Origin of the sequence: Pseudonocardia yuanmonensis, assembly GCF_039542425.1 — a bacterium.
In the GTDB taxonomy this organism is placed as follows: domain Bacteria; phylum Actinomycetota; class Actinomycetes; order Mycobacteriales; family Pseudonocardiaceae; genus Pseudonocardia; species Pseudonocardia yuanmonensis.
This window is the reverse complement of record NZ_BAABIC010000003.1, coordinates 240,958-253,219: the sequence shown is the minus strand read 5'-3', so window position 1 is coordinate 253,219 and position 12,262 is coordinate 240,958. Positions and strand designations below refer to the sequence as shown.

The following is a 12,262-nucleotide window of genomic DNA, read 5'->3' as shown; positions in this document are numbered from 1 at the left end:
CATGGCGATGTCCGGCGGCAACGCGATCCGCGGTACCCGGGTCGGGGCCGGCCCGATGGGGGAGTCCGAGCGCGGTGAGACCGCGCCGCGCGCCCGGATCCCGTACTTCTGCGCCAACGGCCACGAGACGCGGCCGTCGTTCGCGGCGGAGGCGGAGATCCCGGAGTTCTGGGACTGCCCGCGCTGCGGCCTCCCGGCCGGTCGCGAGCAGGCCTCGCCGCCCGCCGCGCCGCGCAACGAGCCGTACAAGACGCACCTCGCGTACGTGAAGGAGCGCCGCTCGGACGAGGACGGCGCCGCCATCCTCGAGGAGGCCCTGGCGCGGCTGCGCGCCTCCCGCGAGCTCTGACCGACGCCGCCGCCAGACGTGCACCCACCGACGGCCCCGCGGATCCCGCGGGGCCGTCGGCGTTCCCGGAACCGCCCGGCCGGGGTGGCAGCGGCCTCAGCCGGTCCCGCTGCCCCAGATGTCCTCGAGGAACCGGTCGGCGGCGCGCAGCCCGGTGAGCCATGCGTCGGCGTCGGCCTCCGAGGCGCCCGTCCGGTCCCGGAACACCTCGCGCAGCGCCGCCCGAACACCGGGGGCGATGGTCGAGGCGTTGCCGCAGACGAACACGGCGGCCCCCTGCTGGAGCAGCTCCCACACCTCGTCGGCGTGCTCGAGCACCGCGTCCTGCACGTACCGCCGCGGCTCGCCGGGGCACCGTGAGTACGCGGGGACGACGTGCACGAGGCCCTGTTCCTCGAGCCCGCGCAGCTCCTCGGCGTAGAGCTCGTCGGACTGCGGGGTGCGGCAGCCGAAGAACAGCAGGGACCGGCCCACGGTCCGGCCCTCTGCCTGGTCGGCGGCGCGGTCCTGGAGGAACCCGCGGAAGGGCGCGAGCCCGGTCCCGGCCCCGATCATGATCATCGGAGTGGTCGGGTCGACCGGCGGGCGGAAGGCGATCGTCGGCTTGCGCACGAAGACGAACGCCGTGCCCTGCTCGGGCAGCTCGGACAGGTGCCCGGAGCAGGTGCCGCGGTACACACCGGAGCCGGAGCGGGCGGGCCCGCGGACGACACCGACGGTGATGCTGCAGTCCCCGGCGCCCGCCCGCGGCGACGAGGAGATCGAGTAGTACCGCGGGCGCAGCGGCGGCAGCAGCTCGAGGAACTCGGCGAAGGGCAGCGCGCACGAGGGGAACGCCTCGAGCAGGTCGAGCGCCGAGAGGTACGGCTCGGCCACGCCGGCCCGGTAGCCGTCGCCGGCGAGCTCCTCGAGGTCGGCCCGCTCGGCCGGGTCCGTGGCGTAGCGGGCGAGGGTCTCGACGTCCCCGCGGGTCGCCACGTCCTGCAGCTCCACGCAGGTCGCGAGCACGCCCAGCAACGGGGCGGGCTCGTCGATCGGCAGGTGGGTCGGCGCCGTGCCCGTCGGGATGATCGTGACGTACTGCGCGCCGTCGAGCCCGAAGTGCGTGATCACCCGGCGGATCGGGTCGATCCCGTTCCGCGGCAGGACGCCGAGGTGGTCGCCCGCGCCGTAGCCGACGCCCTCGGGCAGGGCGATCTCCACGTGCCGCGTCGACCGCTCCGGCGGCTTGCCGTCCTCGCCGAGGATCAGCTCCCGGTTGGCCGTGATCCGGGCGGGGCGGGCGTGGTACGAGAGCACGACGGGGTTGGTGGCCTGGCGGTTCGTGAGCGTGACCGTCAGCCGCGGCCCCTGCCGCAGCTCGGCGCCCACCTCCTCCGGCAGGTCGAGGGACCGGGCGAGGTCCGGCCAGAGGCCCGCGTGCCACTCGCGGTAGGCCGCGTCGAAGTCCCCGCTGGCGTCGCCGCCGCCACGCGGGTGGACGCGCCGCCCGCCCGCCGCGGCCAGCCCCTCGTCCAGCCGGGTCGGCACCGCCTGGTAGGTCCCGGCCCACTCGCTGTCGCCGCACCCGAACACCGCGAACGCCGTGCCCGGCACCGTCGCCTCGGGTCCGTCGAGCCAGGCGCAGAAGGTCGCGGCGTTGTCCGGCGGGGTGCCGTTGTACGACGAGCTGACGACGATCGCGGCGCCCTTCTCCGGCAGCGCGCCCACCCCGTCGTCGAGCGGGGCGAGGGTGACGTCGAAGCCGCGTGCGGTGCCCTCGCCGGCCAGCGTGGTGGCCAGCGCCTCCGCTGTGCCGAGGTTGGAGCCGAACAGCACCGCGAGGGGGGTGCCGTGCCGCGTCACCAGCGGTTCCGGGGCGCCGGCGGGCACGGCCTCGCGGGCCACCGTGGTGCCCGCCCCGTCAGTCTCCGGGGCGGCCCGCAGGGTGCGGCCGGGGCGCGGGCGCACCCGGATGTGGAAGTCCTCCGGCTTCACGGTCAGCGTGGTCTTCGTGTGCAGCTGGTAGTCGAGGTGGTCCTCGAGCTCGAAGCGCTGCAGCAGCATGCCGAGCACGAGCGTGGCCTCCTGCAGCGCGAACTGCCGCCCGATGCAGGCCCGCTGGCCGGTGCCGAAGGGCTTGTAGACGTGTGGCGGCAGCGCGGCGAGCTTCTCCGCGGCCATCCGGTCGGGGTCGAACCGCTCCGGGTCGTCCCACACCGAGGTGTCCCGGTGCAGGGCCCCCGCCAGCACGGTGATCGGCGTCCCGGCCGGGATCGCGTACCGGCCGCCGATCACGGTGTCCTCGCGGGGCCGGCGGGTGAAGCCGGGCGCGGTCGGCCACAGCCGCAGCGTCTCGTCGAGCACCTGCCGGACGTACCGGAGCCGGCCGATCTGCTCGAAGGTCGGCGCGGCGTCGTCGCCGAGGACCTCGTCGGCCTCGTCGCGGGCCCGCTGCGCCGCCTCGGGGTTCTTCAGCAGCTCGTAGATCGCGAAGGAGAGCAGGCCGGAGGTGGTCTCGTGGCCGGCGATGAGGAACGTGATGCACTGCGCCCGGATGTTCTCGTCGGGCAGCGACTCGCCGTCCCGGGTGCGGCCGACCAGCATGCGACCGAGCAGGTCCGTGTCGTCGGCGGCCTCGCCCTGGGCCCGGCGCTCGCGCACCAGCCCGTCGACCAGGTCGCTCATGAAGGCCGTGTCCTCCTCGAGCTGCCGCTGCGCGCGGACGCGCAGCCGGGTCTGGATGGGCAGCTGGCGTTGTCGGCCCTGGGCCTCCGTCAGCACCCGGGTCATGGCCTGGACGAAGGGGTGCGGGGTGTCGCGGTAGAAGGAGTTGAACCGGTAGCCGAACCCGCAGAGCGCGATCGTGTCGAGCGTCAGCCGGGTCATGTCCGCCGGGACGTCGACCTCCTCGCCGGGGTTGAGCCGGGCCCACTTCTCCATGAGCTGCTCGGCGATGTCCACCATGCGCGGCACGTAGTCGCGCATCGCGCGCATGGAGAAGGGCGCCATGAGGATCTCGTGCGCCCGGTGCCAGAGCGGGTCGTCGGTCTCGGAGGTGAACAACCCGTTCCCGATCGCCCCCTCGCTGAGCTGGGCCAGGCCGCCGCCCAGCGCCTTGTCGAACCGGGCGTCGTCGAACACCTCCTGCGCGAGCTCGGCGCCCGAGAGGATCAGCCGCGTCCCGATCGGCAGGCTGACCCGGTAGATCGGGCCGTACTCCGTCGCCATCCGTGAGAAGCCGTCGAGGGGCGCGGCGCTGTCGATGTCGAGGAGATTGCCGAGCAGGGGCAGCGGGTGCGGACCCGGCAGGTCGTCGATCCCGATGATCCGGCCGTCACCCGGGCTCGCGTTCGTGTCTGCGCTCGTCATGCGTGTCCTCCTTGTTGGGGCCGTCCTCCCGTCCGGGTCGGCGCACCAGCAACAGGACGCTCAGCACGAGCACCCAGCCGGGGAACACGAGCAGGACCGAGGGATGGAACGTGGTGCTGACCAGCAGGAACGTTGCGGCCAGGTAGGAGACGACGGCGAGCGGCCGGGGGAGCGCGCGACCCAGCCCGGTCGTCGTGGTGATCATGAACATGCCCGCGGCCCGGACGCCGTAGACGAAGACCATGGTGAAGCCGACCGTCATCAGGGTGCGGACGACGTCCGGCGGCGGGGGCGCGGCGGACGAGAAGCGGGTGAGCAGCGCGGCGCCGCCCCCGGTGGCGGTGCCGGCGAAGAGCAGGCAGACGAACACGACGCCCGACGCCAGGTGCAGCCAGTGCGGGATGCGGGCCCACGAGCGCGGCGTCATGACCTGCAGGTACGTGCGGGTCGCGACCAGGTGCCACAGGAACGCGATCCCGGCGAACGGCACGACGTACAGGCCGACGGAGACCAGCAGCGAGGCCCGGCCCGAGGTGAAGAAGGCGGTGTAGGCCGCGTCGGGGGCGTCGAGGCCGGGACCCTGCGACACCAGGACCAGCGCGACGACGAACAGCACGGCGAACACCACCCCCGATCCGCCGGCCGCGCGGGCGAGCGCGACGACCTCGGCGCGGTCGGGACGGACGGCAGGAGCGACGGTCGGCTCCGGACGGACCGGTGCAGGCATGGGATCTCCCGCGGCGGCGCCGGCCGAGACCCCGGTCCGGCACGCCGCCGGCCGGCCGTCGCGACCGCGCGGCCCTGCTGACGGGCGATGCTTGGCCCGTCCGTGCACGGTGGCAAGGACCGTTGGGCCCGAGTCCGACGGGGCAACCCGGGCGATCGGGACCGCCGGGACGGGCGTACGCAGGTGCCTCCCGGGGCGGCCGATGGGCCCTTCCTCGCCGGTCCCGTGATCGCTAGCCTGCGCGCCATGAGTCGCTGGACGCTGCCGCCCGACCGCATCCCGAGCGCGTGGTTCAACGTGGCGCCGCACCTGCCGGAGCCGGTGGACCCGCCGCTGCACCCGGGCACGCGCGAGCCCGTCGGCCCGGACGACCTGGCGCCGCTCTTCCCGATGGAGCTGATCGGGCAGGAGGTGTCCACGGCGCCGTGGATCGACGTCCCGGGCGAGGTCCTGGACATCCTGCGGCTGTGGCGGCCGACCCCGCTCGTGCGCGCGGAGCGGCTGGAGAAGGCGCTCGGCACCCCGGCCCGGATCTACTTCAAGGACGAGTCGGTGTCGCCGGCCGGCAGCCACAAGCCGAACACCGCGGTGCCGCAGGCCTTCTACAACGCCCGCGAGGGCATCCGTCGGCTCACCACCGAGACCGGGGCCGGGCAGTGGGGCACCGCGCTGTCCTTCGCCTGCGCCCAGTTCGACCTGGAGCTGCAGGTCTACATGGTGCGGGCCTCGTTCGAGCAGAAGCCGTACCGGCGGGTGGCCATGGAGACCTGGGGCGGGTCGGTGGTCCCGTCGCCGGTCGACGAGCCGGGCCACCCCGGCTCGCTCGGCGCCGCCATCTCCGACGCCGTCCGGGACTGCATCGGTCGCGAGGACACCCACTACGCGCTGGGCTCCGTGCTCAACCACGTGCTGCTGCACCAGACCGTGATCGGGCTGGAGGCCAAGGAACAGCTGGAGCTGGCGGGGGAGCGGCTGCCGGACGTCGTCATCGCGCCGTGCGGGGGCGGCTCCAACCTCGGCGGGATCACCTTCCCGTTCGTGCCGGACGCCGGGGTGCGGCTGGTCGCGGTCGAGCCCCTGTCCTGCCCGACCCTGACCCAGGGCACGTTCGAGTACGACTACGGCGACGTCGCCGGGCTCACCCCGCTCATGCCGATGTACACGCTCGGGCACGACTTCGTCCCGCCGGCGATCCACGCCGGCGGGCTGCGCTACCACGGCGACTCCCCGCTGGTGTCGGCGCTGGTCAAGGCCGGGCGGATGGAGGCGGTGGCCTACCCGCAGGGCAAGGTCTTCGAGGCCGCGGTGCAGTTCGCCAGGGCCGAGGGGAAGATCCCGGCGCCCGAGGCCGGGCACGGGATCCGCGCGGTGGTCGACGAGGCGCTGGCGGCGAAGGAGACCGGCGAGGAGAAGGTCATCCTCTTCAACTACTGCGGCCACGGCTTCCTCGACCTGTCCGCCTACGACGACTACCTGCACGGACGGCTGCCGGACGAGCAGGGCTGACCGGGGGCCGGCGCCGCCCGTGGCCCGCGGACCGGTGACGGGGATCGCGGTTGCCGGTTCCGCCCGGGGCTAGCCTGGGTGCGGGAGCGGACACCGGGAGGGGCGATGGCGGCAGCGGTACGCGTGCGCGCCGTCGTCTCCTGGCCGCTGCGGCACCTGAAGTCGATCCTGCACTGGATCCTCGTCGCGGCCGCGCTGGGCTACATCGCGTGGCAGCTGCCGGAGATGGTCCACGCGGTCCGCGAGGCGGACGAACCGCTGTCCCACCTGCGGCCGGGCTGGGTGGCTCTCGCGGTGGCGCTGGCGGTCGCGGCGCTCGTGCTCTACGGCGAGCTGCACCGATCCATGCTCGTCATCGGCGGCACCCCGGTGGCCGGCCGCACGGTGCAGGCGATCACCTTCGCCGAGAACGCCATCGCCAACACCGTGCCGGTCGTCGGCGGGGCGGGGGCGCTCGCGTACTCCATCGCGCGGCTGCGCAGCCGCGGGGTCGACGCGGCGCTGGCCTCGTGGTCGGTGTTCCTGCCGGGGGCGCTGTCCACGATCGTCCTGCTGGTCGGGGCGGTCTTCGTCGTGGCGGGGGCCGGCTGGATGCCGATGTGGCTGGCCGTGCTGGTCGGCGCGGCGATCACGGTCGGGACGATGGGGTTCTGGTCGGTGCTGACGCACGCCTCGGTGCTGCACCGGCTCCTGCTCGGTCTCGTGCACCTGTGGCGCCGGGTGCCGGGCGTGTGCCACGACTGCCGCGGCGGCTGGGCGTCGGACCCGGAGGCCACGGCGAACCGGTTGGCCGAGCGCATCGACATCCTGCACCCGACGCCCCTGCAGTGGTTGCTGCTCGCCGGGACCGCCCTCGCCAGCTGGGCCGCGGACTTCCTGGCCCTGCACGCCTGCTCCGTCGCCCTGGGGCTCGACGCCCGGTGGGAGACCCTCGCGCTCGGCTTCCTCGTCGTCCAGCTCAGCATCGCGCTGCAGGTCCTGCCCGGCGGCGCCGGCCTGGCGGAGACCGGGCTGCTGGGTGTGCTGCTCGCCTCGGGCGCCCCGGCCGCGCCCGCCGCCGCGACCGTGCTGGTCTACCGGCTGATCACCTGGCTGGGGCTGTCGGTGGTCGGGTGGGTCGTCTACGCCACGCAGATCCACCTCACCCCGCCGCACTGGCACCGGCACCGCACCGGTGCGGCCGGGGAGCCCGGGCTCCCGCCGAGCACGGTGCCCGGGACCTGAGGGACCCGGGTCAGCAGCCGCAGGGCGCGGTCAGCGGGTCCGGCTCGGCGCGGCGGGTCCCCGCGGCGGTCTGCACCGGGAAGCCCTCTCGGATCCAGTACTCGATCCCGCCGAGCATCTCCTTGACCCGGAACCCCGCGCGAGCCAGGGCGAGCGCGCCGCGCGTGGCGGCGTCGCAGCCGGGGCCCCAGCAGTAGGTGACGACGGGGACGGCCGGGTCCAGGTCCCCCGGGAGCTCGACGTGCGGGCGGTGCACCGCGCCGGGCACGTGGCCCTGGTCCCAGGCGGCGCGGCTGCGGGTGTCGACGAGCACGAACCCGGGCTCCGACGCGGTGAGCGCGGCGTGCACGTCGGCGACGTCGGTGAAGAAGGTCAACCGCGCCGCGAAGAAGGCCGCCGCCTCGGCCGGTGGGGCGGGTGGGACGGCGAGCACGGGCGAGGGCGGAAGGATGGTCGTCATGCTCGGGACGCTAGGCCTCGCCGTGGCGCCGGGAAAGGCAGGATCCACGCCAGAGCGGCTGTGCTTCCGTGGAATCCACGGTCAGTCCGCGACGACTCGGATGAGTCCGGCGGCCTCCGCCGCGCGCGACCGGGCCGTCTCGACGTCGTCGGCCGCGGCGACCACCACGCCCATCCGGCGCTTCACGAAGCTCTCCGGCTTGCCGAACAGCCGCACATCCGTCCCGGGGACGGCCAGCGCGGCGTCGACCCCCTCGAACGCGACCGCCTTCGCGTCGACCCCGCCGTAGACCACCGCGGACGCGCCGGGCGAGCGCAGGGCGACGTCGACCGGCAGGCCCAGCACGGCGCGGGCGTGCAGTTCGAACTCCGAGAGCCGCTGGCTCGCCAGCGTGACCAGGCCCGTGTCGTGCGGGCGCGGCGAGACCTCGGAGAACAGCACCTCGTCGCCGCGCACGAACAGCTCGACGCCGAAGATCCCGCGTCCGCCGAGGGCCTCGGTGATGCGGCCGGCGACCTCGCGGGCGCCCGCCAGTGCCGCCTCGGACATGGCCTGCGGCTGCCAGGACTCGACGTAGTCGCCCTCGCGCTGGACGTGACCGATGGGCGCGCAGAAGTGGGTGCCGATCGTGCCGTCGGGCCCGGTCGCCCGCACGGTCAGCTGGGTGATCTCGTAGTCGAAGTCGACGAACCCCTCGACGATCACGCGGGTGCCGGCGACCCGGCCGCCGGCCATGGCGTAGTGCCACGCCCGCTCGAGGTCCGCCTCGGAGCGCAGCAGGGACTGCCCCTTGCCCGAGGACGACATCACCGGCTTGAGCACGCACGGGAAGCCGATCCCGCCCTCGATCGCGGCACGGACCTCGTCGAGCGAGTCGGCGAAGGCGTACGGCGAGGTGGGCAGGCCGAGTCCCTCGGCGGCGAGCCGGCGGATGCCCTCGCGGTCCATGGTCAGCCGGGTGGCCCGGGCGGTCGGGACGACCGTGGCGGTGCCGGCGTCCTCGACGGCCAGCAGGGCGGTGGTCGCGATCGCCTCGATCTCGGGGATGACGTAGTGCGGCTGCTCCTGCTCGATCAGCGCCGTGAGCGCGACCGGGTCGGTCATGTCGATGGCGTGGGCGCGGTGCGCGACCTGGTGGCCGGGCGCGTCCGGGTAGCGGTCGACGGCCACGACCTCGACGCCGAGCCGCTGGAAGGCGATCACGACCTCCTTCCCGAGCTCGCCCGCGCCGAGCAGCATGACGCGGGTGGCGGAGGGGGCGAGCGGGGTGCCGATCCGGGTGGCGCTGCGCATGGGGTCAGCGTAGATCGGCACCCCGGCCGGTCACGCGTCCGCCGTCTCGCCGAGGTAGGCCTTGCGCATCGCCTCGACGTCCGGCTTGCCGAACTGGGAGAGCATGGCCTGCATCGTCCGGTTGGCCTTCGCGGTGTCGGGGTCCTTCATCCACTCCTCGGCCTCGAGCGACACGACCTGCCACGAGACGCCGAACTTGTCCTTCAGCCACCCGCACGGCTGGGGCTGACCGCCGTCGATCAGCGCATCCCAGTACCGGTCGATCTCCTCGGTGCTCTCGCACGGCACCACGAACGAGATCGCCTCGGTGTGCGGGAACTGCGGGCCGCCGTTGAGCCCGGCGAAGTCGCGGCCGTCGAGGGTGAAGTACACGATCATGACCTCGCCGGCGGGGCCGGGCGCGCCCTCCGGGTAGTACTGGATCTCGGTGATCTCCGAGTTCGGGAACACGGAGGTGTAGAACTCGGCGGCCTGCTGCGCCTGGCCGTCGAACCACAGGCAGGTGGCGATCTGCTTCATCGGGGCTCCTCGTGATCGGGTCGGGCGTTCTCGTACGAGGAGGGACGTCAGGAGCCGGACGGACTCACCGGTGCCGCGTCGGGACCTGTGCATTCGACGGCTACAGTGCCCGAATGACCGCGGATTCCCTGGACGATACGGACTGGCGCCTGCTGGAAGCCCTGCAGCGCGACGGGCGGGCGAGCTACGCCGATCTGGGTCGGCTCGTCGGGCTCTCGCCCAGCGCGGTCACCGAGCGGGTCCGCCGGCTCGAGGAGAGCGGGGTGATCACCGGCTACGGGTGCGAGGTCGACCCCGAGAAGCTCGGGCTGCCGATCATGGCGCTGGTGCGGCTGCGCTACCCGAGCGGCAACTACACGCCCTTCCGCGACCTGCTCGCCACCACCCCGGAGATCATCGAGGCGCACCACGTGACGGGGGAGGACTGCTTCGTGCTCACCGTCCGCACCCGGACCATGCGGCACCTGGAGGAGGTCACCGGGCGGGTGGCCGGGCTCGGCGGGGTGACCACCAGCGTCGTCTACTCGAGCCCGCTGCCGCGCCGGTCGGTGGTCGCAGGCGCGGTGCACGCCCGGGCCGCCGCGGCCGCCCGCTCACCCCGCCGTCGCTGAGCGATCCACGGCTGCTGCACGAACAGCATTCCTCACCAGGGCCGAGCGAGTCTGCCGCTCGCTCACAGCAGGGCGAGGAGGACGCCGGGTTTCACGGTGTGCGCGCCGACGGCGTGAAGGAGCCGGGTGAGCTCGCGGTCCGCCGTCACCACGCAGACGTCCTCGTCCCGCGCGCCCAGGTCGTGGGCGAGCTCGACCATCGCCGAGTCGCCGTCCCGGGGCGCGAGCAGCACGTCGAGGTCCTCGGGAACCTCCGCCCTCCTCGCCGCGCCCTCGAGCACGAGCAGGACCTGGTCGCCGAGCGCGGCCAGCGACCCGGCCCGCTGGGCCTCGGCGAGCTGCGCGGCGAGCCGGCCCGCCGCGCCCGCCCGGTCCCGCCACCAGCCGTCCGGCCGGGAGCCGACCACGTTGGCGCCGTCGACGATCAGGTGCCGCACGCGTCCTCCCAGGTCGACCGGGGTCGTGAGTGCGAACTGCCCCTCCAGGGGCAGTTGCCGCTCACGGGTTGCGGAGGTCCTTGGGCAGCTTGGACGCGGCCGCGCGGTCGACCAGCCAGCGGGTGCGGATCCGGCCGCGGGCGCCGGCGACCGGGATCGCGACCTCGCCCGCCCCGCCGAGCGCCATGCTGACCGCCGCGGCCTTCTCCTCCCCGGCCGTCACGATCCAGACCTCCTGCGAGGTACGGATGGCCGGCAGGGTGAGCGAGACCCGGGTCGGCGGGGGCTTCGGGCAGTTGTAGACCGGCACCACGGTGCGCTCGGTCTCGTAGACCGCCGGCGACTCCGGGAAGACGGACGCGGTGTGCCCCTCGCCGCCCATCCCGAGCAGCATGATCTCGAACGCCGGCACGTCCCCGTGATCCTCGGGCCGCGCCTTCCGCGCGAGCAGGTCCGCGTACTCCGCGGCGGCCTCGTCGGCGCCGGACGGCCCGGTGCCGACGTCCGCCCCCATCGGGTAGACGAGCGACGGGTCGACGCCGACGTGGTCGAGCAGGGCCTCGCGGGCCTGGGTCTCGTTGCGCTCGGGGTCGCCGGCGGCCAGGAACCGCTCGTCGCCCCAGTAGAACTCCACGCGGGACCAGTCCACCGCGGCTCGCGCGGGCGAGTCCCGGATGTGCGCGAGCAGTTTGACGCCCACCCCGCCGCCGGTCAGCACCAGGCGCGGGATACCGCCCGTGGCCTGCAGGTCGACGAGCCGGGTGACGAGCCGGGCGGCCGTGGCCGCGGCCAGCACGTCCGCGTCCGAGTGGATCGCGATCTCGGGAGCGCCGCCGCTCACACCTTCACCGCCGTCCGGCCCCGGGAGACGTTGTCCACGCCGGCGAGGGCCTCGCCGTAGGTGTCGTCCGGGTCGAGCCGGCGCAGCTCCTCGGCGAGGCAGTCCGGCACGCCGCGGCGGGCCAGCGCGATCATCCGGTCCGGCTGACCGGGCTGCGACAGCGTGGCCGTCTTGCCGTCCGGGCGGACCAGCTCGACCGGGCCGGACGCCCGGGTGAGCCGGACCAGCGACATACCCTGGCCGCGCGAGGCGGGGGAGCGTTTGACCTTCACCCCCAGCCGGGTGACCAGCCAGCCGGCGAGCAGGTCGGTCGACGGCGAGACCTGCTCGCCCGCGACCAGCGCGCCGGTGACCTCGTCGTGCGGCGGGAAGTCCAGCGCCGCGGCCAGCAGCGCGCGCCACTGGGTGAGCCGGGTCCAGGTGAGGTCGGTGTCGCCGGCGACGTGGTGCGCCCGGCGCTGCTCGAACGCCTTCACCGGGTTCTTCGACGACAGCGCGTCCGTGATGCGGCGCTGGGCGAGCTGGCCGATCGGGTCCTCGGCCGGCACGGTCGGCGCCTCCTCGGGCCACCAGGCGACGACCGGGGCGTCCGGCAGCAGCAGCGGCATGACCATGCCGGCCCCCGCCTCGCCGCCGGCCAGCGCACCGTAGCCGCGCAGCACGATGACCTCGCTGGCGCCGGCGTCGCCGCCGACCCGGATCTGGGCGTCCAGCCGGGCCGCGGCCCTGCGCTGGCCGCGGGCCAGCACGATCACCCGGCAGGGGTGCTCGCGGCTGGCGGTGTTGGCGGCCTCGATGGCGTTCTCGATCGCGGCGCCGTCGTCCGTGACGACGACGAGGGTCAGCACCCGGCCGAGGGCGAGCACGCCGCCGCGCTCGCGCAGCTCGACGAGCTTCTTGTTCACCGCCGAGGTGGTGCTCGACGGGAGGTCGACGATCATGTG

Annotated in this window: 12 protein-coding genes; 4 read left to right on the top strand and 8 right to left on the bottom strand. The window is 74.4% G+C overall.

All coding sequences use genetic code 11. The features are described from left to right. Positions 1–7: 7 nt before the first annotated feature. Entirely contained in the window at positions 8–349 is a 342-nt protein-coding gene (locus tag ABD990_RS05810) for an RNA polymerase-binding protein RbpA (RefSeq protein WP_233302257.1), read from the top strand. Between the two features lie 96 nt (positions 350–445). Here ABD990_RS05810 and ABD990_RS05805 read toward each other — a convergent pair whose 3' ends face one another. Then, on the bottom strand, positions 446–3,700 hold the full coding sequence (locus ABD990_RS05805) for a bifunctional cytochrome P450/NADPH--P450 reductase (RefSeq protein WP_345378843.1): 3,255 nt from the start codon (positions 3,698–3,700) through the stop codon (positions 446–448). Beyond that, the gene (locus ABD990_RS05800; protein ID WP_345378842.1) at positions 3,666–4,427 is read right to left on the bottom strand and encodes a hypothetical protein; all 762 of its coding nucleotides are present in this window, start codon (positions 4,425–4,427) and stop codon (positions 3,666–3,668) included. The genes ABD990_RS05805 and ABD990_RS05800 overlap by 35 nt, the downstream gene beginning before the upstream one ends. 237 nt (positions 4,428–4,664) lie before the next feature. Between ABD990_RS05800 and ABD990_RS05795 the strand changes: the two genes are divergently transcribed. After that, positions 4,665–5,933, top strand: a complete 1,269-nt coding sequence (locus tag ABD990_RS05795) for a TrpB-like pyridoxal phosphate-dependent enzyme (RefSeq protein ID WP_425569488.1) — start codon at positions 4,665–4,667, stop codon at positions 5,931–5,933. Positions 5,934–6,038: 105 nt separating this feature from the next. After that, positions 6,039–7,157 carry a lysylphosphatidylglycerol synthase transmembrane domain-containing protein gene (locus ABD990_RS05790; RefSeq protein ID WP_345378839.1) on the top strand — a complete coding sequence of 373 codons (1,119 nt, stop codon included), beginning with the start codon at positions 6,039–6,041 and terminating at the stop codon, positions 7,155–7,157. A 10-nt stretch (positions 7,158–7,167) separates the two neighbouring features. Here ABD990_RS05790 and ABD990_RS05785 read toward each other — a convergent pair whose 3' ends face one another. The 3 genes from ABD990_RS05785 to ABD990_RS05775 form a co-directional block, all read right to left on the bottom strand. Further along, positions 7,168–7,617 carry a rhodanese-like domain-containing protein gene (locus ABD990_RS05785; RefSeq protein ID WP_345378838.1) on the bottom strand — a complete coding sequence of 150 codons (450 nt, stop codon included), beginning with the start codon at positions 7,615–7,617 and terminating at the stop codon, positions 7,168–7,170. Between the two features lie 81 nt (positions 7,618–7,698). Then, the gene (gene purT / locus ABD990_RS05780) at positions 7,699–8,910 is read right to left on the bottom strand and encodes a formate-dependent phosphoribosylglycinamide formyltransferase (RefSeq protein ID WP_345378836.1); all 1,212 of its coding nucleotides are present in this window, start codon (positions 8,908–8,910) and stop codon (positions 7,699–7,701) included. A gap of 30 nt (positions 8,911–8,940) precedes the next feature. Then, positions 8,941–9,429, bottom strand: coding sequence for a VOC family protein (locus tag ABD990_RS05775; RefSeq protein ID WP_345378834.1), 489 nt, complete (start codon positions 9,427–9,429; stop codon positions 8,941–8,943). 113 nt (positions 9,430–9,542) lie between these two features. On the opposite strand from ABD990_RS05775, the gene ABD990_RS05770 reads away from it, so the two are divergent. Continuing rightward, positions 9,543–10,040 carry an Lrp/AsnC family transcriptional regulator gene (locus tag ABD990_RS05770; protein ID WP_345378833.1) on the top strand — a complete coding sequence of 166 codons (498 nt, stop codon included), beginning with the start codon at positions 9,543–9,545 and terminating at the stop codon, positions 10,038–10,040. A gap of 62 nt (positions 10,041–10,102) precedes the next feature. On the opposite strand, the gene ABD990_RS05765 is transcribed toward ABD990_RS05770, so the two are convergent. From ABD990_RS05765 to opcA, 3 genes are all read right to left on the bottom strand, one after another. Further along, complete coding sequence (locus tag ABD990_RS05765; RefSeq protein ID WP_345378832.1) at positions 10,103–10,477, bottom strand: NYN domain-containing protein; 375 nt, start codon at positions 10,475–10,477, stop codon at positions 10,103–10,105. Positions 10,478–10,538: 61 nt separating this feature from the next. Then, positions 10,539–11,318 carry a 6-phosphogluconolactonase gene (pgl, locus tag ABD990_RS05760; RefSeq protein WP_345378831.1) on the bottom strand — a complete coding sequence of 260 codons (780 nt, stop codon included), beginning with the start codon at positions 11,316–11,318 and terminating at the stop codon, positions 10,539–10,541. Next, on the bottom strand, positions 11,315–12,259 hold the full coding sequence (opcA, locus tag ABD990_RS05755; protein WP_345378830.1) for a glucose-6-phosphate dehydrogenase assembly protein OpcA: 945 nt from the start codon (positions 12,257–12,259) through the stop codon (positions 11,315–11,317). The genes pgl and opcA overlap by 4 nt, the downstream gene beginning before the upstream one ends. Positions 12,260–12,262 lie beyond the last annotated feature (3 nt).